This window comes from Methylosinus sporium, from assembly GCF_003113265.1.
GTDB classification, from domain to species: domain Bacteria; phylum Pseudomonadota; class Alphaproteobacteria; order Rhizobiales; family Beijerinckiaceae; genus Methylosinus; species Methylosinus sporium.
Genome location: NZ_PUIV01000008.1, coordinates 55,278 through 80,633, shown reverse-complemented (window position 1 = coordinate 80,633; position 25,356 = coordinate 55,278). Strand labels below are relative to the sequence as shown.

General features: G+C 61.2%; 20 protein-coding genes. 6 read left to right on the top strand and 14 right to left on the bottom strand.

Translation table 11 applies throughout. The features are described from left to right. Nucleotides 1-211 precede the first annotated feature (211 nt). Nucleotides 212-1,018, top strand: a complete 807-nt coding sequence (locus C5689_RS07965) for an ABC transporter permease (RefSeq protein ID WP_108916743.1) — start codon at nt 212-214, stop codon at nt 1,016-1,018. Between the two features lie 246 nt (nt 1,019-1,264). Here C5689_RS07965 and C5689_RS07955 read toward each other — a convergent pair whose 3' ends face one another. The 4 genes from C5689_RS07955 to minC form a co-directional block, all read right to left on the bottom strand. Continuing rightward, the gene (locus tag C5689_RS07955; RefSeq protein WP_108916741.1) at nt 1,265-2,428 is read right to left on the bottom strand and encodes an SGNH/GDSL hydrolase family protein; all 1,164 of its coding nucleotides are present in this window, start codon (nt 2,426-2,428) and stop codon (nt 1,265-1,267) included. Between the two features lie 176 nt (nt 2,429-2,604). Next, nucleotides 2,605-2,886, bottom strand: a complete 282-nt coding sequence (gene minE, locus C5689_RS07950) for a cell division topological specificity factor MinE (RefSeq protein WP_108916740.1) — start codon at nt 2,884-2,886, stop codon at nt 2,605-2,607. Continuing rightward, the gene (gene minD, locus C5689_RS07945) at nt 2,883-3,698 is read right to left on the bottom strand and encodes a septum site-determining protein MinD (RefSeq protein ID WP_108916739.1); all 816 of its coding nucleotides are present in this window, start codon (nt 3,696-3,698) and stop codon (nt 2,883-2,885) included. Before minD ends, minE begins: the two co-directional genes overlap by 4 nt. A gap of 15 nt (nt 3,699-3,713) precedes the next feature. Beyond that, complete coding sequence (gene minC / locus C5689_RS07940) at nt 3,714-4,493, bottom strand: septum site-determining protein MinC (protein ID WP_244594628.1); 780 nt, start codon at nt 4,491-4,493, stop codon at nt 3,714-3,716. 486 nt (nt 4,494-4,979) lie between these two features. Between minC and C5689_RS07935 the strand changes: the two genes are divergently transcribed. From C5689_RS07935 to C5689_RS07920, 4 genes are all read left to right on the top strand, one after another. Next, nucleotides 4,980-5,447: a hypothetical protein gene (locus C5689_RS07935; RefSeq protein ID WP_146188359.1), complete on the top strand. Its 468-nt coding sequence runs from the start codon at nt 4,980-4,982 to the stop codon at nt 5,445-5,447. Between the two features lie 236 nt (nt 5,448-5,683). Further along, complete coding sequence (locus C5689_RS07930; protein WP_158271788.1) at nt 5,684-6,682, top strand: glycosyltransferase family 4 protein; 999 nt, start codon at nt 5,684-5,686, stop codon at nt 6,680-6,682. Then, complete coding sequence (locus C5689_RS07925; RefSeq protein WP_108916735.1) at nt 6,679-8,268, top strand: glycosyltransferase family 4 protein; 1,590 nt, start codon at nt 6,679-6,681, stop codon at nt 8,266-8,268. The genes C5689_RS07930 and C5689_RS07925 overlap by 4 nt, the downstream gene beginning before the upstream one ends. After that, nucleotides 8,265-9,581, top strand: a complete 1,317-nt coding sequence (locus tag C5689_RS07920; RefSeq protein ID WP_108916734.1) for a glycosyltransferase — start codon at nt 8,265-8,267, stop codon at nt 9,579-9,581. Before C5689_RS07925 ends, C5689_RS07920 begins: the two co-directional genes overlap by 4 nt. A 173-nt stretch (nt 9,582-9,754) precedes the next feature. On the opposite strand, the gene C5689_RS07915 is transcribed toward C5689_RS07920, so the two are convergent. Beyond that, on the bottom strand, nt 9,755-10,138 hold the full coding sequence (locus tag C5689_RS07915) for an ExbD/TolR family protein (protein WP_108916733.1): 384 nt from the start codon (nt 10,136-10,138) through the stop codon (nt 9,755-9,757). Further along, the gene (gene exbB / locus C5689_RS07910; RefSeq protein WP_108916732.1) at nt 10,131-10,559 is read right to left on the bottom strand and encodes a TonB-system energizer ExbB; all 429 of its coding nucleotides are present in this window, start codon (nt 10,557-10,559) and stop codon (nt 10,131-10,133) included. The genes C5689_RS07915 and exbB overlap by 8 nt, the downstream gene beginning before the upstream one ends. 1,104 nt (nt 10,560-11,663) lie before the next feature. Here exbB and C5689_RS07905 point away from each other — a divergent pair. Further along, on the top strand, nt 11,664-12,512 hold the full coding sequence (locus C5689_RS07905) for an alpha/beta hydrolase (RefSeq protein ID WP_158271787.1): 849 nt from the start codon (nt 11,664-11,666) through the stop codon (nt 12,510-12,512). 452 nt (nt 12,513-12,964) lie between these two features. Here C5689_RS07905 and C5689_RS07900 read toward each other — a convergent pair whose 3' ends face one another. From C5689_RS07900 to C5689_RS07870, 8 genes are all read right to left on the bottom strand, one after another. Continuing rightward, on the bottom strand, nt 12,965-14,443 hold the full coding sequence (locus C5689_RS07900) for an ABC transporter permease subunit (protein ID WP_108916730.1): 1,479 nt from the start codon (nt 14,441-14,443) through the stop codon (nt 12,965-12,967). A gap of 19 nt (nt 14,444-14,462) precedes the next feature. Beyond that, nucleotides 14,463-15,836 (bottom strand): DUF3526 domain-containing protein, encoded by a 1,374-nt coding sequence (locus tag C5689_RS07895; protein ID WP_108916729.1) that lies wholly within the window; start codon nt 15,834-15,836, stop codon nt 14,463-14,465. Between the two features lie 41 nt (nt 15,837-15,877). Next, complete coding sequence (locus C5689_RS07890) at nt 15,878-16,582, bottom strand: ABC transporter ATP-binding protein (RefSeq protein ID WP_108916728.1); 705 nt, start codon at nt 16,580-16,582, stop codon at nt 15,878-15,880. Nucleotides 16,583-16,653: 71 nt separating this feature from the next. Then, nucleotides 16,654-18,015 (bottom strand): PepSY-associated TM helix domain-containing protein, encoded by a 1,362-nt coding sequence (locus C5689_RS07885; RefSeq protein ID WP_108916727.1) that lies wholly within the window; start codon nt 18,013-18,015, stop codon nt 16,654-16,656. Between the two features lie 187 nt (nt 18,016-18,202). Further along, nucleotides 18,203-20,500, bottom strand: coding sequence for a TonB-dependent siderophore receptor (locus tag C5689_RS07880; RefSeq protein WP_158271786.1), 2,298 nt, complete (start codon nt 20,498-20,500; stop codon nt 18,203-18,205). Between the two features lie 83 nt (nt 20,501-20,583). Next, on the bottom strand, nt 20,584-20,940 hold the full coding sequence (locus C5689_RS18705; RefSeq protein ID WP_206605361.1) for a DUF2946 family protein: 357 nt from the start codon (nt 20,938-20,940) through the stop codon (nt 20,584-20,586). Between the two features lie 304 nt (nt 20,941-21,244). After that, nucleotides 21,245-23,632, bottom strand: a complete 2,388-nt coding sequence (gene pvdQ / locus C5689_RS07875; protein ID WP_108916725.1) for a bifunctional acylase PvdQ — start codon at nt 23,630-23,632, stop codon at nt 21,245-21,247. 20 nt (nt 23,633-23,652) lie between these two features. Continuing rightward, nucleotides 23,653-25,275 (bottom strand): cyclic peptide export ABC transporter, encoded by a 1,623-nt coding sequence (locus tag C5689_RS07870; protein WP_108916769.1) that lies wholly within the window; start codon nt 25,273-25,275, stop codon nt 23,653-23,655. Nucleotides 25,276-25,356 lie beyond the last annotated feature (81 nt).

The following is a 25,356-nucleotide window of genomic DNA, read 5'->3' as shown; positions in this document are numbered from 1 at the left end:
GCCGCGCGACGAAGTCCTGCGGCGGAATTCGAGGCGGCGGAATTCGGGGCGCCGGAATCCGGGAGCGAAAGTCGAAGCTCGGCCCCGCACGGATTTGCGCCGCACGAGCGCCACAATCGGAACCTATTCGAGGCCAAATCCTATTCCAGGCCAAGTCCTCGCCCCGATCCGCCCGACCAGGGACATCGCCGAAACCGAGTGGAGCTAGCCCATGTACGCCACGCAAAGCGCGACATCGGAGCTCATGGACGCCTTTCAGCGCCAGCGCCGCGTCATGTTCGCTGTCATTCTGCGCAATATTCGCACCCGGTTTTTCGGTCACGGCCTCGGCTATCTGATCGCGCTCGCCTGGCCGCTCGCGCATACTCTGATGATCATTACTTTGTTCGTATTCAACAGCCGCATGGCCCCTGTCGGAGAGAGCACGCTGCTGTTCATCGCGACCGGCGCCGTCCCATTCCAGGCGCAGGCCTATCTGTCGACCTTCATGATGATGTCTGTCCTTCAAAATCGCACGCTCTTCAGCCTGCCGGAAGTCAAGGTGATGGACGTCATGCTCGCGAGCATCGTGCTGGAGGTTCTCTCCTCCTGCGCCGTCGTCCTGCTCCTCCTCATCATCGGATGGTCCGTCGGCGAGAATCTGACGCCGCGCGACATAGAGCAAGCGGCTTACGCCTACGCCGCCTCTATCCTCCTCGGCATCGGCGTCGGCTTCTTCAACGGCACGCTGGCTCTGGCCGTGCCCATGTGGTCGCTGGTCTATTCGCTCCTCCGCATCCTGCTATGGTTCGCGTCTGGAACCATTTTTCTGCCGGACAATCTCCCGGAGCCCTATCGCACGATGCAATCCTATAATCCGATCGCGCAGTCGATCGAATGGATGCGTTTCGCCTATTACGACGGCGTGGGCGTGGGATTCTTGGACCGAGCCTATGTCATGGAGTTCGCAATCGGCGCGATCTTCATGAGCCTCTTGGTCGAGCGCATGACGCGCGGCCATCTTCTGGCCCTGCGCTGAGACCCGGGAAAAAACAAGCCGGCGCCGATCGTCATCGAACCGCATCAAAGCCACGATTTTGCATTTTTCGTGGCCTCGCAGTTCCGGCGCGACGGAAGCGGGAGCGAAACAGGCAGGGCGGATCGGGCGGCGCGAACGTTCAAACCGCGCATTCGGAAAGCTCGGCGCCGCGCGCGAAGCTTTTTGGAAATGGCGGATTTGGCCTCGGCGTCTCGCCCGAGGCCTCGCGTTCCGACGTCCGGGATATCATCGGCGATATTGCGCGACAAGGTCATCCGCGAGGAGGCTGTTTCCACGATCGTTGAAATGCACGTCGGCCCAAAAGAACAGATCCCGCACATAGTCGGAATGCGTGTCCTTATATTGGAAAAAGGCCGGGAAATGATCGAAGAACCGGCGGCATTTTCCCGCGCACCAATCGCGCCAGATTTGCGCTTGGCGTGAATTTTCGACATCGTAGAGCAGCTGGTGCGGCCAGGGATAGACACCGACCGAAAGCGCGACGCCCTGCGCCGACAAAAGCGCGTGGAGACGGTCCATCTGCCGCAGCGCTTTGCGAACGCCGCCGGCGACGCCCGCCTCGCCATAACAGCTCGCCTGATCGTCGAAGGTCCAGACCGCGCGGCTCCAGTCGCGACTATACACGCGCCCGGGCTGCATCAGCTCTCGCAGGCTGGCGCCGGCGTTCGCCGCATTGGCCTTTTTCACGAATATGAGATTGGAAACGAATTCTGCGACGAAAGACCTTTTCTCGAGCCAGCCCGGCGGCGAGCGCGTCAGCAGCTGATAGGCGCTCGGCAGGCATTGCTCCGGATTTGGCGTGAAAACCCCGATTTCCAGCGCTCCATTCTGATCATAGCGATAGGAAATGCTCTCGTCTTGAATGTCCGAAATGTCGATGTAGACGATCGCCTCGTCGAACTTCAGGCCTTTGTCCAGATAGAATTTCAGCTTCTCGTAATAGACGGATGGCGCATAGCTCGAGACTCCGGCGTTCAGCACGTCGAACTCGGGAAACGCCTGCGCGAAGCGGCCGACGAAGGTCTGCTCATAGGGCAGCCCGACGCCTTCGGTGAAGGAATCGCCGATGAAGACGATCCGCTTACGATCCGAAATCGCGGGAACGCTGCGCGTCGCGCCATCCTTGAAGCCCAGCGAATTGGTGAAAATCCGCGGCGTGACCGGCCCCCAGACGTCATAGCCGTCGAAATTGGGCCGCAGCGTATGGGTGAACACGGGATCGCGCGACCGCAGCGCATTCTCGCCGTGATCGAGGAACGGATTGGTCCAATTATAGAGACGATGGAGGATGAATTCCGTCGCGGCGAGCAGAGCGATCGCGAGCGCCACATTGACGAGAATGACGCGTGCGAGACGCAACGCGCGCGCATTTCCGGCCGAGACCGCCATCGCTTCCTCCGCTCGACGAGGACGCCTTTTGACGTCGATGACGAGGAGGCTTAGGCGACGACGACGGCGAGCGTCAATCTGCGTAGATTACGCGAGGGCCATCGGGGGAAGGCCGCTGTCGCGGTCGAAGCGAGCGAGCGGCCGACGACCGCTCGCTCCAAATCACGCGGCCTGTCTCAAGCAGCGACTCCCGCGGGCGCGTCGCGCGCCGGCGCATTGGCCGATATCTCTATGTCGATCTCCAGCAGCGACACTGCGTCGCCTTCGCGCAGCTTGATCTCCACCTTGTCCGGATCGATCTCTATATGCTTCGAGACGGCCGCGAGCACTTCTTTGTGCAGCAGCGCGACGAGGTTGGAATTGGACACCGACGCGCGCTCATGCGCGAGAAGAATTTGCAGGCGCTCGCGGGCGACCGGCGCGGATGTGCGGCGATTGAAGAAATTGAACAGCTTCATGCCGCCCTCCGTCCAAAGAGTCTGACGAGAAGTCCCTTCTTGTCGGAAGGAATGTCCATCGGCACTTGCGCGCCGCACAAGCGCCGCGCGGCGTCGGCGTAGGCGCGCGACGGCGCGCTCGTGCCGCTGTGGATCGTGACCGGCGTTCCGACATTGGAAGCACGCAGGACATCCTCGCTCTCGGGAATAATGCCGAGCAGCGGGATCGACAGAATCTCCAGCACATCATCGACATTCAGCATCTCGCCGCGCGCGGCGCGGCCGGCGTCATAGCGCGTGAGCAGCAAATGCTTCTCCATGCGACCGCCCTTCTCGGCGATCTCGGTCTTGGCGTCGAGAAGACCGATGATGCGATCGGAATCGCGCACGGAAGAGACTTCCGGATTGGCGACGACGACGGCCACATCGGCGAAGCGCATGGCGAGCGTCGCGCCGCGCTCTATGCCGGCCGGGCTGTCGCAGACGATCCAGTCGAACCGCTCGCGCAACTCGTCGATGACGCGACGCACGCCCTCTTCCGTCAGAGCGTCCTTGTCGCGCGTCTGGGACGCCGGAAGCAGATAGAGATTTTCGAGCCGCTTGTCGCGGATGAGCGCCTGATGCAGCTTGGCGTCGCCCTGCGCGACATTGATGAGATCATAGACGACCCGACGCTCCGCGCCCATGACGAGATCGAGATTGCGCAGGCCGACGTCGAAATCGACGACCGCGACCTTCTGATTCGACTGGGCCAGCGCCGCGCCGAGCGCGGCGGTCGACGTCGTTTTGCCGACGCCCCCTTTGCCGGAAGTGACGACCAATATCTTGGGCATTTTTTACCGTCCCTCTCAGTCGAGCTTGGTGATCTCGATCGTTTCGTCCTCGAGCCTTGCGTGAACCGCGCGTCCCCGCACCTCGTCTCGAATTTCGTCGGCGGTCATATAAAAGCCGCCCACGGCGAGAAGCTCCGCCTCGAGGCGGCGACAGAAGATGCGGGCGCGGGAGTCGCCATAGGCGCCGGCCATGACACGGCCACGGACGGTTCCATAGACATGGACAGAGCCGCCCGCGATCACATCGGCGCCGGAGGAGACGGAGCCGATCACGATCACGTCGCCGTCCGGATGGAAGATCGACTGTCCCGAACGCACCGCCGTCTCGACGACGAGCGGGGCGGCGCTCCTCGCCGCCGGATCGGCCGGCTCCGTCCCGCCCGCCTGGCCGCCGCCGAGGGTCTGAGCGATCTCGTCGAAGGCGGCGCGCTCGTCCAGCGTCAGCGTCGCCGCGCCTTCGACGCCCTCGGCGGGCCCCTCGCCCGACGCGATGGCCCGGCCATTGGTGAGAATCGGAGGCAGATCGTCGCAAGCCCAGCCAGGATCGACGCCGGTCAATCCCATGATGCGGACGCCCCGCCCGGACAGCTGCTCGACGAACTCCGACACGCTGTCGCGATCGAGGCCGAGCCTCGAAACGTCGATGACGATCGCTTTTCGGGAGAAGAATGCCGGCGAATGTTCGAGGCAGGCGTCGAGCCGCTCGAACCAGCCGGCGATCGGCGCATCCGGCTCGAGCGCCAAGACGGGAAAGGATCGGCCGCGAAAACGAATATGGGTCGAAGGTCGGGTCACGGCGGACGGGGCTCCAGCTGCGCCGATATTTCGCGCCCGCATGGTTAACAATGCGTTAAATTACCTAAAGGTGAATTCGGACCCGCCCGGCGGGGCGCCTCGGGCGCCGGACGCTCGAGAAAAGCGCGCTCACGGGATCGATCGCCGCCGATCCTGCGCTGTCGATCTCGAGACGCGACGACACGGAGCATGACAATATGTCGGCGTCCCCGGCGCGGGCGAGCGCGCGCGTCCAATTTGCCTAGCGCGTTTGCCTGGCGCGCGGGCGCCGAGATGGCAAAAAAGCGCTCTGCGCTCAATCCAACGGCGCCGTCTGCTCGCGACCCGAAACATCGCCGACGCCCCGCCCTCGAGCGTCGCGCCCGATATCTTCCGTGCGCGGAAGATTTGGTCTATCGCTATCGGCATAGGGCCGAACGCTCATTGACATATCGAGTGCGCACATTATACATCCGGCTGTAAGAGCAACGAAAATGGACTGCTCCAATGAATAAAGTAATGTCGGTGACGGAAAAGCGTCGACTGTCCGAATTCGCACATGCTCTGGTCACACGCGCGAGATCGCAACCTCAGGGCGAGACGTCGAGCGAATTGCCGCCACTTACGTTCACCGGCGGCGTTTCGACAATGGATTCCCTGCTGCTTCATTTGACCGAGCAGAGAAACTACCTCCTCAAATTTTCCGCGCAGGTTTCGGCGCAGATCACGACCCTCTCGGCGACGATCGATCGCCTTTCGTCCGAAATCGCCAAGATCGGCGGCGAAGTGGATGGCCTGCGGCGAGAAAGAGAGACGCTGCAGCAGGCCGTCGAGGACGCCAAACAGGAAATGAACGACGTCGCCGAAGCGGTCGTTGCCGGAGTGACGCAACAATTCGAGCAGCAGATGAAGGTTTTCGAACCTCTGGCGCGCTCCTCCTCCTCTTCGACGGCGCAGGAGACTTCCCGGCAGTGACGCGCCGTCCCGTCGAGATGAACGAATCAAAATGCTTCGCCTCGTTCGAATACGTCCGGACTTCGAACGAGACGCCGTCTCCATATCCTGGCGCCTCGATGTCGAAAATATCTTCTCAGTGAGGATGAATGTCACGTGTCGTTCAATATCATCCCTCGGTAATTAGCGCCGACGCAATCGGAGCCTCCATTTCTTCCCTGCATCAACTTCTTCGACAGCGGGGCGTTTCGTCCTATGTGGCCTGCGCAGATTCCAATCTGGCCAAAAGTGATTATGCGACGCTCTCGCTCTCCATGTTGAAGCGCCTCGATTGGCGCGACACGGACCTGCTATTGCTGCATTATTCGTTTTTCAATGAAGAATTCGAAAGCCTGCTGGACCTGCCTGTTCGCAAGATTCTGATCTATCACAACGTCACTCCGGGCCATTTTTTCCGCAACCAAGGCTCGATGAGCTGGCTCGGCGATATGTGCGACCACTCCCGCGCGCAGATGCGGCGCTTCGCGAGCGCTTTCGAGAAAGGCGTCGGCGATTCCGATTACAACACGGCGGAACTGAAAGAATTCGGCTTTCGCGCGCCGGAGACGATCCCGGTCTTCTTCAACGACGCTTTCTTCACGTCGCGCGAGCTCGACAATCAATTATACTTCGACATAAAGGCCGCATCCGAGGTCAATATCGTATTCGTCGGGCGCTTCGTCCCCAATAAACGGCACGACCTCCTGATCGACACTCTGGCGGCCTATAAGAAACTCTTCGGGCGGTCGGCGTCGCTGCATCTGGCCGGCAAAATCTGGGGCGACGAATATTTCCATGCTCTGCTCGGGCGGGCGGTGCAAGGCGGCGTCTTGTCCGATGTCAAAATCTATCAAAATGCGAGCGGACTCACGATCAAGACGCTGTTCGCGGCGGCCGACGCATTCCTTTCCATGAGCGAGCACGAAGGCTTCATGGTGCCGGTGCTCGAAGCCTTCGCCGTCGGTTGTCCCGTGCTCGCCTATGCGAGCACCGCCGTGGGCGAAACAATGGGGCCGGCCGGCGTCAAATTCGACGCGCTCGATCCTTCCGTCCCCGCGGGCTATCTGGAGCTGTTGCGTCGCGACAAGATGTTGCGCAACGATATCGTTCGCGAGCAGGCCGACCGAGCGACCGATTTCTACTCCGAAGCGACGGCGAGAAAGTGGCTTTCTTTCTTGAAGGGGTTCGTCGATATCTCCGCGGGGTTGAACGCATGATCATCGCATATGACGCCGGAGCCTTTCAGCAGTCGATCAGCGGTGGAATTTTCAACGTATCCGTCGGCTTCTTGAACGCCGCCGCCAGAATCGCCCCCGATGTCGAATTCGTTTTTGTCGCCGATCCTTTTTTCGGAGAGGTGCGGCCGGAGGCGATGGCGGCGCTGACCTTCACGCCGCGGATCATCTATCGCAGCGTCCTGAAGCCCGCGGGCTCTTTTCCGCTCCTCACCGACAAGGAGCGCGTGCGCTTCGAGATCGACGGCGAGGCCAAGCGGACCACGGCGACGGCGACGTCGGACGGATTGTGGCATCACTACGAGGGCGCCACGCCTCGACATGCGATGTATTTGTGCAGCCGACAGTCCCGCCCCTGCGACACGCTGAATTTGCCGGACAGCCGCAATCTCGGCGTGGCGTTCGACAAAATCGTCATCGAATGGGAGAAGGGATCGCAGGAATATTCCTTCGATGACGCCCGTTTCGTGAAAGGCTATCACCACGCGGAAGCCGCCTGGCGCTGGACCGACGGACGCGCCGAAATCCCGTTCGAGCTTTTCCCGCGCGCCGATCGCATTCGCATCGGAGTGCACATCCGGCAGAAGCTCCGGTATCGCTTGGCGGATGGACGTTTCGATCGTCGTTTCGACGCAGTCGCGCGCGCCGCAGCCGAGCAGCGGCGCGCGTCGAATTTGAACCTGCTGGGCCGCGAGCTTCGGGAAATGGGCGCGACCGTCTATTTTGCGAATCACTTCATTCCGATCGCTATTCCCGGGCTCGCTCTTGCGAGCTGGGCGCATGACGTGATCCCGATCCTGTTTCCGAATTTCTTCGGCAAAGATGCGGTCGAGAATTTCACCAATGTCGTCGATGTCTTCAAGCGAGCCGATCACATTTTCTGCAATTCCGACACGACCCGCAATGACGTCATCGACAATGTCGGCGTCGCCGCGGAGCGTTTGACGACCACATGGATCGGCCCCGGCGCGATCGGGCCGCGTCCCTCGTCCACAGTCGACGCCGCGCTCTCGAAATTTCTTCTGCGCCGAAACTATATTCTCAACGTTGGAACGCTCGAGCCGCGAAAGAATCATCTTCGTCTGGTTCAAGCCTATGATGAATTCCGCCGCAGCGTCGACGATGCGCCGATGCTGGTCATCGTCGGCTCCCACGGATGGGGATACGACGAATTGATGAGATTGATCGCCAACCGGGGGCTTTCGGAACATGTGAAGGTGCTGAGCGGCGTCGACAATGAGGATCTGTCGGCGCTCTACTCGGGCGCGATGTTCGTCGCCTATCCCAGCGTCTACGAAGGCTTCGGCATGCCCGTGCTGGAGGCGCTGGCGTGCGGCGTTCCCGTCTTGACCTCGCAGGAAACCAGTATGCAGGATATTGCGCAGAACGCCGCCGTTCTCGTCGATCCCTTGTCGGTGAGCTCCATCGCGAATGGGCTTTTCTCGCTGACGACAGACTCGGCGCTGCGCGCGCGCCTCGCCGCCAATGCGCCCAAGGCCGCTTCTCGCTTCGACTGGGATCGCGTCGCTGGAACGATCATCGACGTTTTGAAGGGAATGCGCCGATGAAAATCGTAGTCCTTTCTACATTCGATATTACCCCCGTCCGCGACGGCGGACAAACGCGCTGCTTATCCATTTACAGGAATATCGCGAAAGAGCACGATGTGACGCTCGTCGCCTATGATTTTCGGCAGAGCGACCACATAAGGCGCTACAAGCTCGCCGAGCGCTTCGACGCGGTCGTCTTTCCCGCTGCGTCGGGGGACGTGCACCACTTCTGGCATATTCTGGAGAAGACGCGCCGTCTCGCGCACGACGTGCTCTGTATCCGAGAATATCATTTTTCGGATGAGTTCGTGCATGATGCGCGGCAGATTATAGGCGCGGCGGACGTAGTCATCGCCTCGCATCCCTATCTCGCGCTGCTCGGCTTCGGCTTCACCAAGCGGAACGCGATCAAAATCTACGAGTCGCACAACATCGAATATGATATAAAGGAACAACATTTTCGCGGCGGTCTCGGCGTAATGCAGATCGATTCCTTTCTGGACGCGGTATTTTATGCGGAGAGAATGGCGTGTCGCGAGGCCCATTTCATCACGGTCGTAAGCGAGCGCGACGCAGAGCGCATGGTCCAACTGTACGATGTGCCACAAAGCATGGTGACCGTCGCCCCGAATGGGGCCGACTGCTCGAAATATCCGCTCTGGGACAAGGCGAGCCGCGCCGAGCTTCGCGGCAAACTGCAAATCGACGACAAGCCATTGGCGGCCTTCCTGGGCAGCGGCTACGGCCCGAATGTCGAATCCTACTTCAAAGCGCGTCAATTGCTGTCCGAGGCCGGCTTCGACGGCGCTGTAGCCTTGATCGGCTCGATCGCGCAAGCCGACCGCACCGGCTGGCCCGAGGTTCCCTTCGATGAGTTCTGGTTCGATTTTGTCGATGAGGATCTGAAAATCGCGCTGTTGAGCTCCGCAGATTTCGCTTTGCAATTGGTGTTTTCGGGCGGCGGGACCAATTTGAAGCTTTTCGACTATATGGCGGCGGGATGTCTCATCGTCGCCAATGAATTCGGCGCGCGCGGGGTCGGCGCGGACGGATGGAGCGTCTCCGCGCAGAATGTAACCGAATTGCGCGCGTTGCTGCAGTCGCGCGTTTGGGAAACGGATCGAGGCGATGCGATACGCGCAAAGGCGCGGGCGATCGCCAACGAACAATTCGATTGGGCGATCGTAGCCGAGAAAATATCCTCGCTGTTCGAACCGATGCCTATGGAGGAGTCCGCGATCGCAGACGGGTCCGAGAGTTCTTCGAAAGAGGTGGCGCCGCCGCCCGCTCTCTCGGAGGAGCCGAGACTACCCGCCCCCTCGACGCGCTGAGGAAAGCATAGCGAAGCAGAAGAGGAAATATATCCTGTCCAACTCGGTCGGCGATCACTCCGACGCCCGAGCCCCTCCTCATCCCTTCGCGGCGGCGGCGAAAGGCGCGCCGGACCTGCACGGGATCAGCGGCGCCGACGGCGAGCCGCGGCTCGAGGATAGGTTCGACGCCTCTACTTTTGGCCAGCTTTCGTCTGAACGGCGACTTTGGTGAAGTTCATCCGCTTTAGAATGTCTGCGACGTCTATGAAGCTCTGAAGAGCCACGGCGCGATCCGCGCGAATGAGGAAGGCGGTTTCGGGCGGCAGCCCCTCGAGGCGGCTCCGCAACTCCTCCTTCGCTGCAATTTGGCCGTCGAAATAAATATTGCCGTCGGCGGCGAGTTCGATCGTCTTGTCCTTCTGCTTTTCGACCTGTGTTTGAGAAGCGTGAGGCAGAGCGACTGGAATGCGCCCGGTCGCGATAAAATTCGCGGTCGTCAACACCATGGTGAGAAGCACCAGCATGACGTCGACGAGCGGAATCACATTGAGCGTCTCGAAAGGCCTCTCATCCATTGGCGATCTCCCATTTGAGCATCAGGACCTTCGTCCTGCGCAGCAGAATGTTGTAGGAGACCACCGCGAGAAGAGCGACGATCAGGCCGATGGCGGTGGCCTTGAGCGCGAGCGCCAGCCCAGCCATGATCTTGCCGGCGTCCGCCGAAGCGTCGAGGCCCAAATTATAGAAGGTCAGCATGATGCCGAGGACCGTGCCCAGCAGGCCGATATAGGGCGCATTGGACGCGACCGAGGCGATGACGATCAGCCGCTTGGTCAATTCCAGCTCGAGCGCCTTGATGCTGGTGAAAGTCGCTATATCGATCGCGCGGTAGGCGAAATGCCGCTCGAACGCCACAGCGACGACAATGACGCTGAGCGTCGCCAAAACTCCGATGACGCCGAAATCGATCGCCGTCGACAACCATTCCATCTGCATGGCGCAATTCTCCCGCTCGCAGCGGCAATTGTGTCGTTTCCGGCCACGACGGCGCAGCGACATCAATATTTATCTTCGTTACATTGCGCAGCGCCTCAGACCGCGTCAATGGGAAAATTCGGCCTCCGCTGAGGATCGAAGAAAAGTGGACGCTACATGAGCAATTTTCCTGTCGTCGAGCAGCCGGACGACCACAGGCGACTAGGCTCGATATCCGGAGCGGACATCCGCGCCACGCGCCATCGGCTCTCATTTCTACACGATAAAACAACATACTAACATCGCGCCCAGGTCCGTGCGCAGACGACCGCTGGAATACAGGACATGCTGATGCCTGCCGTAACATCGACCGATTTGCGTATTTTTTTGCCGCCTTGCATCAATTTTCCACGACGCCAAAAGCACGTCGTGATGTATTTTCTGTACATCTTCTATGGTGCCGGCTCTGACGCACGGCCGCCGCGCTATGCGGAGACGCGCGGCGAGAATATCGATGTCGAGACGGCGCAACGCCACTCCGCGACATGTCGTCGAGCCGGTCTCGCGAAGCATCGGCGATGAACGGCTTGCCCTTCGCCGGCGCAACGAAAAGCATGGGCGACAACGACGTCACGAGAATCGGTCAGTCCCAAAGCCGGGGCGCATCGAGCGCATGAGCGGACGGTTCCGACTGTCGACGGCCGCCGATATGCGATAAAATCAGCGCGCGCATACCTCTCCGCCGCCTCGGCGCGTAAGCCACGCTGCCGACGAGTCTGATCGAGGCGCCGTCGAGTTCGCTGAGCGTCTTCAACTCGCTGGCGTCGGTCTGCGCATCGCGATCGGCGTCGATCCTTCCGCCGTTGAAGAGGACGGAGATGGTTTTCTCGATGCCGTCGACCCTACCGTCGAGATCGAGCGTGAGAATTCCGTCGTGATCGACGACCCAGCCGGTCTGGCGCAGCTGTTGCTCAGGAGCTGGACAATCCGCGCGCGCTCATGATTTGGTCGACGCTTCATAGAAAGACTTTGGGCGGCGACGCGCGAAGCGAAGTCCAGCGATCTGGCGGCTCCGTTTCGGGTCGCTATCGGCGCCACAATAGAGGTGGATGGCGGATGAGATTTTTGCGTCCTCTTTTTTATGCGGCCCTCGGCGTCGTCGCGATCATTCCTGTCGCGCTCGTCGGCCTCGTCCATGCGCTGACCATCCCCGCGCCATCGGTTGTGACGGCGCCGGCCGATCTGCCCGTGACGCCCTTCACCCTTCAACAAAGCGGCGGCGTCCGCATTCGAAGCTGGTTCGTGGTGGGCACGTCCGAACGCGGCGGCGTATTGCTGTTGCACGGCGTGCGCGCCAACCGGCTCGCGATGATCGCTCGGATGCGTTTCTTGAACGCGGCCGGCTATTCCGTCGCCGCGATCGACTTTCGCGCGCATGGCGAGAGCAGCGGAGACAGAATCACTTTCGGCCGAGACGAGAGCCAGGACGCCGCCGCGGCGCTCGCCTATATGCGAGAGAAACTGCCGGGCCGAAAGATCGCAGTGATCGGACAGTCGCTCGGAGGCGCTGCGGCGCTCCTCGGGCAGGGGCCGATCGCGGCCGACGCTTTCGTGCTCGAATCGGTCTATCCGGACATCGACCGCGCCATCGACGACCGAATGACGGCCCCCTTCGGTCCGCTCGGCCATCTCGTGACGCCGGCGCTGCTTCTCGTCGGTCGGGCGATGACGGGCCTCGACCCCGCGTTTCTACGTCCGATCGACCGGATCGAGACGATCCAGGCACCGGTTTTCGTCATTTCGGGGGTGCGCGACCCGAACACGCACATAGACGAAGCGCGGGAGCTTTTCGCCCGGGCTCCAGAGCCGAAGGCCTTCTGGGCGGTGGAAGGCGTCGGCCACGAGGACATTTATTTCCGAACCAACGCCGAATATCGGGAGAAAATCCTGTGGTTTCTCGATCGGCATCTTTGAATCGGCGGTCAGCCGATGGATGCGTGGTCGATGAACGCCGCCGCCCGATGAACGAGGCTCCATGCGTCTCGAGCTCTCGCGGGCGGCGATAAATCCCTTTTGGGCGCGCATGTCGTCGCAACTAACATTGCCACGAGAATGCGCTTCATGATGACCTCACCTCGGTCGATCTGGAAGAAATAGGCCCGAAGGAGCGAGCGTCAAAGAGCGAGATGAGCGGGACGACCGGGATCGAGGCGCCCGGACGTCACGCTTTCAAAGCGCTGCGGCCGAATTAAATAGCCGATGCGCAAAGGAGCGGATCGATGGCGGCAGCGATTGGGCTTCGCCCTCTTTGCGAGCGATAACGAAGCGTTCGAAGGACGGCCTGCAAGCGCGTCGTCTCCTCGCCTCGGCGTCGATCTACGACGGCGATGCGCGCAGCGAGGCGGCGACTCGCGCCGCACCGACGCTCACCTGCCGAGCGATCGCGTGCTATTGCTCAGTCTCCATACGCTAAAGACGCACAACGCGACCGTCAGGAGCAAGAGTTCCGCCAAGCTCGTCGCGCGCCGCCAAATCCCGTGGCCGGAGCGCTCCTCCGTCCAGACGAAACGCGGCATGTCCCGCAGATCGGCTTCGCTAACGGCAGTTCCCGAGAGGATCATGGGAAACACATATGACAGCCTCTGGCGGTAGTAATCCGACGCCAAACGCTGGAAATGCCGATGTCGTCCGAGATTCGTGCCGGCGAGATCGCTCATCGCCTCGAAGGTGGTCGCGGCGGGCGAGAGAAACCGGTAAGTTTCGACGAACTGCTGCCGGCGATCGAGCGTCGCTTCGAAGTCGTCCATCCAGGGACGCATCATTTCGCTCACCTCCCGCTGTATATGGAAGTACCGAAGCGTGGTCGGCTGAATATACACCTTGCCGTTCCTGGGGCCGGGATCGCGAAGCGTCTCGTAGTCCGTTCGATCGAGATCGGCATAGTGGCGCATGGCGGCCTCATGCAGCTTGTGAAGCTTCTGAACCATCTCGATTCGACTCGGCGCTGGATGAATCACCTCGACAGCGAGACTCAATGTCACGGGAGCCACCAGGACGACGGCGACCCAGACGCCTGCGAGCACGATGGCGTTGAAGGCCGACGATTTGCCCAGCGCGTTCACCATGACCGCCACCGCGATCCAAAACAGCCCGTAGACGCACGCCGAGGTCGACCATAGGAGGCCCGAAGCGGCCACGTTCCAGAAGTCGGACGCGGAACGCGCGAGCAGCGCGACCGCGAGCGGCAGGACCGCCACCGGCGTCAGCAACGCCAGCCCCCTTACCGCGACCTTTGCCAGCACGACGACGGCGAGAGGCGCCGGCTGCGCCAGCAGCATTCGGAGCGTTCCTCGCTCGCGCTCGGCGGAGAGCAGATTGTAGCTCAACGCCAAGATCAGCAATGGGAGAAGATAGACCGCCACATAAGCCGCATCGAAATGACCGGCCGATAAATGCCAGGGGTTTTCGATATCGCTGTCATAGACGAAATTGACCTCGCTACGCCCCGAGATTCGAAAATAGCTCGGCAGAAGATCCGATTGGCCGAGGGTCAACGGAGCGAGAGGGGCCGACGGCATGATCGCGTAGCGCAGGCCCGCGCCCGAGGCGAGCAGCGACGACGGATTTGTCGGATTGGCGTAGACGTCGAGCTTGTCGGCTTCCGCTGTCCTCAACTGGGCCGCCAGATTGTCGACACGGCTGTCTTGCTCGCGCAGCAGCGCAACGAGAAGCTCGTCCCTTTCGTCGACGCGAAGCAATCCATTGTACAATCCGCCACAGATCAGCGCGAGCAAGAGCGCCACGGCGATCGGCAAGCTACGGTCTCGCCACAGCAGCAGGAGCTCATGGCGCGCCACGGTCCAAAACGCGCATGATGCGGAAACGGCGCGGACGGTCTCGGCCATTCGGCGGCTCCCTTCCCGATCAGAGCGGACGCAACCGGCGCACGGATGCGACGGCCGACAGCAACGACAAAACGAAACCGGCCGCCAACACGACCAGATTCGGCCAGCAACGCGCCAAGGCCCAACCGCTCGGCGGGCTCGCATAGTCGAACGGCGGAACTTTGCGCCATAGTTCCGCGTCGGCCTGATAATTGTACCCTTCGGCCCCGGCGTGGACGATGCGGTCGTCGCTCATCATGTCTTGAATGAGACGCCGGTGGCGCTCGGCGGCGGCGGCGAAGTCTCGTTGATGAGCGAGGTCGGTTCCCGCCATGCCGGTCGACAATCCTCGCAGCGCGACCAGAGGCGAGAGCAGGCCGATCGTTTCCTGCGCGCGCTGCTGGCGCGCGAAGACGTCCCAGAGGGCGCCGTAATGTTTGTCGAACACGAGGTAGGCGGCGTGATCGTCGATCTGCAGCGCCCTTCCTGTCTCCTCGATCGGGACGTCCTGGGAGCGCTTCACGTGGAAGTTCTCCTCCAGAGCCTGCCGACGCGCGTGCTCGAGCCCGTCAGCGACCGCGGAGTCGAACGCAAACGCCGTTGGAGTGGGATACTGAATCCGGGACAATTCGGATGCGGCTCGAGGAATGACGACCGTCGCGACGATCCAGGCGGCGAGAAGCACGATCAGCGCCACGCGCGAATTTGGAGCCGCGGCCGACACGGCCAGCGTCGAGAATAGGAACGTGCCGAGATAAAGGCAGTATCCCAGCAACAGCCAGGCAAGACGCGCGAGACTGTCGCCGAGGTCGCCGCTGGCGAACACGGCGGCCAGTAGGAGGACGACAGTCGGAACGAGAAGCGTCGCGACGCCCGCGGCGACCGCCGTCGCCTTGCCCCATAGCAAGCGATGCGGCGGCACGCCGAGGCTCGAGAGCTGACGCAGCGTCCCCTGCTCGCGCTCGCCGGCGAAAGCGTCGAAGCCGATCAGCAAGACGACCAGCGGGCCGATCATCTGCAGCACGAAGGCCGCCGACAAATCGCCGAAGCGACGCAATCCGGTCGCGTCTCGAGCCGGCCGAAATTTGAGATCGCTCTGTTCATGCGCTTCGAGCCAGACCGTCGCGCCGACATAAGGCTCGAGGCCAGGATCGAACAACGCCAAAGTCGTTTCGGGTTTGAACACGAACATGCCCAGATGCGCGGCGGAATGCGGGTTTTTACGGCCCTGCGCCACCCAGGTTTCATATCCTTCCAATTGCGCGGCTCGACGCTCCTGCGCCAGCTCGCTGTGATGCCGCCAGCCGACGGCGATCGAGGACAGCAAAAGAACGAGCGCGAGGCCGCCGACCCAGGAAAAGCGTCCGTCCCGGACGAATCCGATGAAATCTCTTTTAGCGACGACCGCGATCACGCCTTATCCTCCTCGACCATTCGAAGGGCGACGAAAAACTCTCATGCGCGCATGAGATCGAGATAGAGAGCCTCCAAATCGGCATGGCCGATGTCGCTGGCATCCAGATTGGCGACGATCTTGCCGCGCCTGGCGATGCCGATTCTCGTGCCGGTTTGTTTGGCGTGGAATAGATCATGCGTCGCCATCAGGATCGCGACGCCGCGATCGCTCGCCTTTTTCAGCAGGCGCGAGAACTCGTCGGCCGCCTGGGGGTCGAGCCCCGAGGTCGGCTCGTCCAGAAGCAAGGCCTTCGCGTCCTTGGCGAAAGCGATGGCGACGCCGACCTTTTGACGCATACCCTTGGAGTATTTCGCGACGCGCCTCTCGGCTGCATCGGCGGCCAGTCCCGCCTCCCCGAGCAGTTCCAGGAGACGCTCCCGTCCGAGACGCCGGCCGGTGGCCAAAGTGACAAAATAATCGAGATTTTCGACGCCCGAGAGCGTGCCGTAAAGCATGACCTGCTCGGGAATGTATGCGACGTATTTCTTGGTCTCCAGCGGCTCCACGCTGACGTCCAGGCCGTTGATCCAGGCGTTCCCCGAGCTCGCGGGGAGAAAATCGAGCAATATATTGATCAACGTCGTCTTACCCGCGCCATTGGCGCCGAGCAGGCAGTAGACCTCCCCCGGCGCTATGTCGAGGTCGACGGAATCGAGCGCGCGATCTCCGTCGAAATATTTGCAGAGCTTCCGAGTTCTGATCATGCGGGTCTATTTTTCTTCCCGAGAGTCTCTCCGGTTCAGATTGAACCGGAGAGACTCTATAATTATTTGCTTTATCGCGTGTTCTTTACGCGAACCGGTTCCCGCTTCGCTCGAAAACGCTTCAGAGCGTTTTCCGCTGAAATAGTCAGCGCCGGAAACGCGCCGAACACGGTCTGCGCCCGTCGCTTCGACTCGCGCGTCGACGAGCGCTCCGAAGTCTCGTTCTTGCCGACAATCCCGCCAGAACGCGCGGCCGAGTATTTTCGAGCGCGCCGCTTTTTCCACCAGATGTAGACGCCCGTGACCGACAGCATGATGACGAGGAAACCGAGCGCGCAGACGAAAATTTGAAACGGCCTGCCGAACACGCGCGTCATGTGCAGTGCATAGAGCCAGCTTTCGACCGTATTGCCGCTATGCTCGCCGGTCGGCAGGCGCAGGCTCGCCAAGGCGCCATCGTCGCCGTCGAACATGAGATAGGTCCCGCCCCCCTTTGGGGAGCGTTCGAAGACGTCGCGGCTCGAGCGAACCTCGTAGATATAGACGCCATGCGGCGCGCTATACGTCAGCCCCAGAGGCTGGATCACGGTGAAGCCGCCTTGCGCCGACAATTCCCCGATCAGCCGCTCGCCGGTCTGCTGCGCCGAGCGCCAGTCGAGACGCGGCGTGTCATTGCGCCTCTGCGGCGGCGCCCAAGCGCTACGCGGCGCATAGTCGAACACCGCCTTGGTCGCCCACTCGTAGACTGGCCGCATGTTGAACATCACGCTCGACCAGGCGAAGACGAAGAGAACCGGCCACAGCCACAAGCCGCCGGCGCGGTGCAGGTCCAAGTTGACGCGATAGGCGCCGCCGCGCCACTTGACGCGCCACGCGGTCATCCAGCGGCGAAAAAATCCGCCGAGCGAGACAGGCAGGGTCAGGTAGAAGCCGACGAAGCAGTCGATGGTCCAGGCGACCGCCACGACCCCCAGGATCGTCGAGCCGACAGCATCGAAAGTGAGCGTCCAATGCAGCTTGTAGATGAAAGGCATGACATTGATCAGCCCTTCCGAAATGTCGCCGCGCCTTCGCCGCCCGAGCTCCGCGCCGGTCCACGGGTCGACGAAGAGTTGGTCGAAGCCGAGCTTTCGAGCCTGCCCCGTCGTGGGATCCATGAGCGGCGCGAAAGTCACGAGCGCTTGATCGGGCTCCGCGTATAACACGCTGGCGACGCGGCCTTGCGGAACGATCGCCTGCGCGCGTTCGGCGAGGGTCGCGAGATCGAGCGGCGCGACGTCCGGGCGGGGCGTCGCGAACAGTTGCGGGGCGAACACGCGCTCCAGTTCCGTATTGAAGGCGAGCAGGCTGCCGGTCAGCGCGACGACCACGAGAAAACCCGTCATCGCCAAGCCGACCCATCGATGCAGCAGAACGAAAAATGGACGGATCACGGCGTCAAATCCTCACGGGCTCGAAAATCTCCCGCCGCCGCGCGGAAAGAGACGCCGCCCGATTCGGCCCTCGTTCCGCCATCGACGCCAGCGCAAACTCGCTGGACGATGCGCCAGTCCCAGACGACCCGCCGCCTCGCGGAAAGAAGGCGCAGAGGCGAGTCGACTTCGGTCACGGCCGACTGCGTTAGAATTTCACTTTTACCGACCCTGTGAAAGTCCGCGGCGCGCCATAATAAGCGTACATGCCCGAACCCGCCGCTTCGAAATATTTGGCGTCGCCGATATTGGTGACGTTGAGCTGAGCCTCGACGGGAACGCCCTGCAACACGGTGCGATATCCGACCATGGTGTCGAAGCGAACATAGCCTGGAAGCTGGAACGAATTGGTGTTGTTGCCTTGGCGCTCTCCGTTGGCGTAGAAGCCGGCGCCGAAGCTCCATCCCTCCTTCTGGCCGGGGGCCGTGTCGTATTTCGCCCAGAAATTGCCAGCGTGCCGCGGCACGCCCGGCCATCGCTTGCCGAGGACGGCGCCTGTGCCGGTCGTCGTGTCCTTGGTGATGATCGCGTCGTCGTAAGTATAGCTGCCGATCACGCTGATGTTGTCGGTCACCTGGCCGGCGAGGTCGACCTCGACGCCACGGCTGCGGACTTCGCCGGATTGGACGGAGAAACCGGTATGCTGAGGGTCGGCCGACAGTTGGTTGGTCAAATAGAGATCGAAGCCGACGATGGAGCCGGTCAGCCGGCCGTCGAAGAGGCTGGCTTTCAAACCGAGCTCATATTGCTTGCCCTGCTGCGGTTTGAACACTCGGCCGTCGTAACTCAACGCGCCTGCGTTCGAACTGGCGAAGGATTCTGAATAACTCACATATGCGGAGATTTCCGGAGTCAATTTGAACAGCAAGCCGCCATTCGGCGAAAATTTGCGTTCGGTCGGATTTCCTTTCCCCGACGGATTGTAGTGACCATCGCAGATGGGAAAACAAGCCCCCTCGCCAGTTCCGTAATAGAACTTGTTCGTGACCCCGTAGAGTTCCGAACCAGCGTCGAAGGCGACGTCGTAGCGGCCGCCAAGGAGCAGATAGATGAAGTCGTTATAAGAAATGCTGTCCTGAATATAATAGCCGAAGTCCTGCTGCTTCGTCCTCGAGAATATATTCCCACTAGCGATAGAATGCTCCGCCTGGAGGACCGGCCAGGCGACGCCGCCATAGACCGGCGCAAAGACGTTGAGGCTGGGAATTTCCGGCCCCGCGCCCTGCGGATTGTCGCCCTTGCCCAAGTAGCGATAGTCGTAATAATCGAAGCCGACCAAGAGATTATGCTTGAGAATGCCGGTCTCGAACTCGCCGTTGACATCGAGATTGAGCGACCAGGTATCGCGCGTAATCTGACTCCAGCTGAGTCGTCGAGACATGACGCCGGTCGCGAGATTGAACCCGCGGCTGACGATGTATTCCTGGTCTTCGTCCGAATGAGAATAATGAACCTTGCTGCTCACCTTCCAGGCGTTGTTGAAACGATAGGTCAAATCCCCGTAGACGAGAACGCGCTCCGTCACGCTCGGGTAATTCGCATAGAGCGCAGAATCGCTCTGCGACCAGTTGCGCGGCAGATTGGCCGGCCGGCCGGCGATGCCCGGCACGGCGTAGGACAGCGCGAGGGCTGGCACCTGTTGACGATAGTAGCCCGTATTGGTTCCGCTGTCGTGGTAATACTCGACTTGCAGATTGGATTCGAACTGCTCCGTCGGCTTCCAGGTGAGCGCGCCGTAGGCCCTGCCATTGTCGCGGTGCAGGAAATCGACGAAATCGTCGGCGTGATCGAAGACGCCGATGACGCGATAGAGAAGCGTCTTGTCTTGGTCCAAGGGGCCGGTGGCGTCGACCGTCGTGCGAGAGAGTCCCCAGCTCCCGAATTGTTCCTGTATGCTATAGGCCGCCTCGGCTTGCGGTTTCTTGGTCACGAAATTGACGAGGCCGCCCGGCTGAATGCGTCCGTAGAGCATGGCGGCGGGGCCTTTGACGACCTCGACGCGATCGATGAAGGCCACGTCTACCGTGCCGGCGACGCCGTAAAGCTTCAGGCTGTTGCGATATGTGTTGTCGCCGGTCGAAAAGCCGCGAATCGCATAGCGATCGTGGTAGGCGGCCGGACCGGTTTGCACGCCGGAAACAAATTTGACCGCCTCCTGCGTGTTGAGAATCTGGCGGTCCTCCAATACCTCGTGCGGAATGATCTGCACCGAGCGCGGCGTGTCGAGGATCGGCACATTGGTTTTGGTCGCCGAGACCGCCTTGGCGCGCGCATAGCCGGTCTCGCCGGCTTTTCCCTGAAGCCCGGAGGTCGGAGCGCCGCCGCCCGCCCCGGCGGCGATGTCGATCGTCGGCAGCGCCTCCTGCGCAGGCGCAGAAGCGGCGGACATGAAAGCGAGCGCGAACGCGCCGGCGGAAACGCCGCGCAACAAAGTCGAACGAAGCATAACGAGGTTCTCCTGAGCAGCCCGACGGGCCGTCGATAAAGATTTGAAAGACAGGAAAGGCGACCGCTCGGGCCGCGGTCGGGTCAGGAGATCGAAGGCGGCGCGCGCGATGACCAGGAACTCGTCCAGCCGACCAGCTGCGCGACAGGGTCGTCGAGGAAACGCCAGCCTATCTCGGCGGCGGTTCGCGGCGCCGGAAAGAAGGCGATCTTGCACACGACCGCGGCAAAACGGGACAGCCCGCCATAAACGCTCGACGAGCAGAGAATACAACATTGCGAATGGTCGTGCTGCGTCGACCCCTCGCCGCCTCCATGCGTATTTGCGCGACAATAATCACTGACGGAAACGGCGACGCCCGACTCGGCGCTCGCATGAGCGAAGCGCCCTTGCATGGACATGACGAGGATGAAGGCCTGCAAAAGACAAACGCATGCCACCGTGCTCGCGATAAGCGCGCGCGTCGACATTCGCTTTGTCCTCGACTGCCTCATAACCTCGTTCCCCGCACTATACAAAACAATTACGTAGTCGGATACTCAAGTCAACTCGAAAATCATTCTCCTGTCGTCACGCCTCACAGCATTACGGCAAAGCGCGCGACGACACGGGATGAGCCCGCCGCCTCGTCGCCGACGAGCGCTCGGAACGAGGCGTCTTTTCCGCTCTTGTCGAAATGCGACCGCGCAACGGCTCACGTTCTCGACCGAATTCGTCTGGACGCCTCGCCGATCGCGCTTGTCGTCAATAGCCGATCTTCTGACTGCGAAAGACCGGATCGGACTCTATCTCCTGCTCCGAGAAGGGAAGACGCACCCATTCCTTCTTGGAAAACATCTCTGTCTGATCGGCGAAATATCGCGAGTCCGGGTTCAAAGATTCCGAGAACGCCAGCAGGGCCTCCACACGCGGGCCGCTCTGGTCGAAAGAGACGAGCTGAATGTAACTCGACCCGGAAACCACTTCTCGCTTGCCACCGCGGGACGGCGCGCTTCGTATGACGTTGTAGACGCCCAATGCGCCATTGCCGCCATGAATCGGAATAGCGCGTGCGCCTTTGGAAGCAATTTGGATGTCCCCCCAGGTCGCGTCGGGCGACAAACCAGCGCTGGCGGCGTCTCTTTGCGAAGCCGCCAGAGCCGACCTCAATTGCGCCGCGATCTCGGGATCGCCGACGTTCAACCCATAGGGCGTATCGACAGGGCGCGAAGGGTCGAACGGAACCCGCCATACGTTGGCGATCTTACGCGCGCGCTCCATGAAGCCTTCGAAGTAGACATAGCCGATGTTGGCGTCGAGATTGGCGGTTCGATCCCAGACGCGCAATTTTTCACAGGCGATCGACACATCTCTCGTCTCTGCGTTTTCGGCGCCGAGGTCTCTCTCGTTCGGACACAACGTCAGGAGATCGTCCATGACCAAGGAGGCGAAATAGACGTCGTCGCGCATGAGAAGGTCTTTCAGCTCCTCGGCGCCCAGCCCTTCGCCTCGCGACGTCGGCTCCTTCGCTCGGCGCTGGAGCCATCCGAGCGCATAGCGAGCCCTGCCCCCCAACTCGACGTTCTCTCGGCTCACGAGGGGCGAATATCCCGTCATAGGCTGCGCCGGATTGGCGAGCCAGGCGCTGTCGTTCGAATTGAGAACAAAGTCCTCTCGCCGCAAAATGGGCAGACTGTCACCGGGAAAGAGACCCGCCTGCGGTTCGTTGGACGCAGCGCTCCGATCACAGACCTTTCGCGTTCCGTCGAGAACATGAAAGTCCAACCCCAATTTCTCGAAATCCGGCAGACGACAATCCCCGAGCGTGCCGGCGTCGATGTTCGGGATCGCCGAAACGTTCATGAACAAGGCGGTTCCGTCGGCGTCGACCGCTATCGTGTCGACCCACGGAATGCCCAAGATCCGCGTGACGCTCGCTTGAAACTCGTCGAGCGAGCTCGCTTGGTTCATCGCATACCATTGCTGCAACGCCCTGGCGTTCTCCAGGTTGGCGTCTGCGATGACGAAGGCTTGGCTTTCGTCCCAGGCGAGCCGATCGGAGAGATCGACCGCGAAGCCGAATCTCGACCGATAGAAATCATGCGAGCGCTGCGAGAGAGTTCCGTCTTTCTCGAGCGCATCGACGACGACCGATATTTTTTGCATCGGCGCCGATTCGCCGTCGACGACATAGCGGGTGGGATCGGCGGGGTCGAGCCGCAAGCGATAAGCGACGAAATGGCTCGACGCGTCGACCGTATGCGTCCAGGCCAAATTGCGGGTGAAGCCGATGTTGATGAACGGCAGCCCCGGTAGAGCGGCTCCCATGACATCGAGCTTTCCGGGAATCGTCAGATGCATCTGGTAGAACCGCAAGGAGCCGGACCACGGAAAGTGCGGATTGGCGAGCAGCGCCCCTTTTCCGTTGCGGGTGAGAGCTTTTCCCAAGGCGAGCGCGTTGCTTCCATGGCTGCTCGCGAAATCGTCCCGCCCTTCGACAAACCGTATGCGCTCGCTCGAAAGCTCGCCCGAACGGGATTTGGGGAGGTCGCTTCGACGCGGCGGCGCCGCGGCGACGATGGCGCTGGCAAAACGCCCGAGCCCGCTCCGCACGAGCAGACGGCGCATGTTTTTCAAGAGGTCGACATCGAAGATCGGCCGCACCCAATTCTTGTCCCGGCACGCCGAAGGCAATCCGGCGGCTCCCGTATCGCGCAGATAGCGATTGTACCCCGACGCATATCCTGCGAGCAGGTCGCGGATCTCTCTCGGCTGCGCCTCCAGCGTCGCCGTGATCGCCTCGTCATTGTTCAGCCATCGAAAGAAGAAATCGCTGTCGAGATTTGTGACCGTTGCGGACGCCATCGCATCCGCCCCGAGATATTTCGAGCGTTCGCCATTGACGGTGAGAATCTCTTCCGCCAGCAAGCAGACATTGTCCTGCGCATAGGCGTAGCCGATTCCAAAGCCGAGCCCTTTCTCGTCGACCGCCCTGATGTGTGGAACGCCATAGGACGTCCGACGGATTTCGACGGCCGCGTCCGAATGGGGAGTTCCCGCCCGATAAAATGTCGCGCCGCCGACGAGAACCGCGATCCCGGCGAATGCCGACAGTCCGGCTCGCGTGAAAGGGCCTTTCCAATTTCCCGACATCGGTCCATCCCCTCGAACAGTCATGCGGAGGCCGCTAAAGCCGGCCGCAATTCTTCTATTTGTCCCATCGTCAGCCGCAGCAATCGATCGGACATGTGAAAATACCGGTCGTCATGGGTGATCACAATGACCGTCTTGCCGCGCGCTTTCAGCTCCGGCAGCATCCGGCTATAAAAAAAGTCGCGAAAGACCGGGTCCTGCTCGGCCGCCCATTCGTCGAAGAGATAGAACGGCCGATCTGCGAGATAGGCGGAGAGCAAGGCAAGTCGCTTGCGCTGGCCGCGGGACAGGTCGACCGTGGAGCAGCGCCCGTTTTCGATCCGCAGCTTGTCGTCGAGCTGGAGAAGGACGAGCAATTCCTCGACGCGGGCCTGCAACTCGTCGTTCGAATAGCCCAAAAGCGAATCGAAGACGTAGGCGTCGGCGAAAACCGCGGAAAAATTCTGACGATAGGCGTCTCGCTGCTGCTGCGTGATCGGCTGTCCGCCGAGCCGGAGCTCGCCGGAATCCGGCGAGAACAGGCCGAGGATGATGAGCGCCAGCGTCGTCTTGCCGCTGCCGTTTCCTCCGGTCACGAAGACGAGCTCGCCAGGCGCGATGCGCAGGTTCAAAGGTCCCAGATGTTGACCTCTGCTCCCCTCGGCCTCCGGGTAGCGGTAGCTTACGTTCACGAGCTCGAGCGTGGAAGGCGTGGAAACGAGATCGATCGCTTCGGCGCCGGTTCCGACATCGGCCTCCGCCGAGGCGCCGAGTCCCAGTTTCTCGATGTTTTTGAGAGCGGCGACGCCTTTTCCGAGGGCGGGAGTCACATTGACGATCGCGGCGAGAGGAGCGCCGATGAAGAGGACCGTGAGCGTAAAACCCGTCAGGCTCTCTCTTTCGACCTGCTCGCCGAGCAATGGCAGAAAGAGGATTGCGCCGATCAGCAGGAAATACAGCGATTGGCTCCAGCGTCCGGCCAGAGCATAGATCAATGACGCCTTGTTGCGCCGTGTTCTGATCATATTCGCCGTCTCGCGCAATTCTCTATCGAGGAACGCGCGACGCCGGCGCGCATCCATCTTCAATTCCTTGAAGCCCTCGGTAATCGCCCGATAATGGCCGAACAACGCGTCGTCGGCCTCCCGCGCCAATTTCAGCCATCGCCGCGCCCATCTCTGTAAGAGATGCCAGCTCGTGAGACCAAAGACGAGAAAGCCGAACACCAGAATCAGCAATTTGTAGGAGATGAATCCCAGATAGACGAGCGCCGCCACGAGCTTCGCCCCTTCGACAAACAGCAGAGGTATCGCATCTTGTGCTTGAACGATGCTGCCGATGTCGTCCGTCAAGACCGCCATGAGCCTCTGCGGGCCGCACGAATACAAATCTTTCAGAGGCGTGGAGAGGATGCAGCGACTCAATCGGAGACGAAGATTGTAGTGATTGTCCTGCGCTATCCGCGACAACAGCGTCACGGACAGCACGCCGGAGAAAAACACCAGAAGACAGAGGCCGAAGAAGGAGACGGCGAGCGCCGAGGCGTTGCGTTGGCCGTCCTCGAGGGACCGATTGATGAACACCAGAAGGTAGGCCTGACTGGCCCCGGCGACGACGCCGGCGAGAGCCGACAGCGCGAACTGCGCCTTCGAGCCGCTCGTCATATATAAAAATCGCTTCGGCGAAACGCCGAATAGGTCCTGTGCGATGTTGCTTGTTTTCATCGATTCTTTTCCCTGCGCGCG

What these genes read in the sequence shown, in the direction of transcription:
- C5689_RS07965 (WP_108916743.1), top strand. Translation starts at nt 212, where the DNA reads ATGTACGCCACGCAAAGCGCGACATCGGAGCTCATGGACGCCTTTCAG.
- C5689_RS07955 (WP_108916741.1), bottom strand. Translation starts at nt 2,428, where the DNA reads ATGGCGGTCTCGGCCGGAAATGCGCGCGCGTTGCGTCTCGCACGCGTC.
- minE (WP_108916740.1), bottom strand. Translation starts at nt 2,886, where the DNA reads ATGAAGCTGTTCAATTTCTTCAATCGCCGCACATCCGCGCCGGTCGCC.
- minD (WP_108916739.1), bottom strand. Translation starts at nt 3,698, where the DNA reads ATGCCCAAGATATTGGTCGTCACTTCCGGCAAAGGGGGCGTCGGCAAA.
- C5689_RS07935 (WP_146188359.1), top strand. Translation starts at nt 4,980, where the DNA reads ATGAATAAAGTAATGTCGGTGACGGAAAAGCGTCGACTGTCCGAATTC.
- C5689_RS07925 (WP_108916735.1), top strand. Translation starts at nt 6,679, where the DNA reads ATGATCATCGCATATGACGCCGGAGCCTTTCAGCAGTCGATCAGCGGT.
- C5689_RS07920 (WP_108916734.1), top strand. Translation starts at nt 8,265, where the DNA reads ATGAAAATCGTAGTCCTTTCTACATTCGATATTACCCCCGTCCGCGAC.
- C5689_RS07915 (WP_108916733.1), bottom strand. Translation starts at nt 10,138, where the DNA reads ATGGATGAGAGGCCTTTCGAGACGCTCAATGTGATTCCGCTCGTCGAC.
- exbB (WP_108916732.1), bottom strand. Translation starts at nt 10,559, where the DNA reads ATGCAGATGGAATGGTTGTCGACGGCGATCGATTTCGGCGTCATCGGA.
- C5689_RS07900 (WP_108916730.1), bottom strand. Translation starts at nt 14,443, where the DNA reads ATGGCCGAGACCGTCCGCGCCGTTTCCGCATCATGCGCGTTTTGGACC.
- C5689_RS07890 (WP_108916728.1), bottom strand. Translation starts at nt 16,582, where the DNA reads ATGATCAGAACTCGGAAGCTCTGCAAATATTTCGACGGAGATCGCGCG.
- C5689_RS07880 (WP_158271786.1), bottom strand. Translation starts at nt 20,500, where the DNA reads ATGCTTCGTTCGACTTTGTTGCGCGGCGTTTCCGCCGGCGCGTTCGCG.
- pvdQ (WP_108916725.1), bottom strand. Translation starts at nt 23,632, where the DNA reads ATGTCGGGAAATTGGAAAGGCCCTTTCACGCGAGCCGGACTGTCGGCA.
- C5689_RS07870 (WP_108916769.1), bottom strand. Translation starts at nt 25,275, where the DNA reads ATGACGAGCGGCTCGAAGGCGCAGTTCGCGCTGTCGGCTCTCGCCGGC.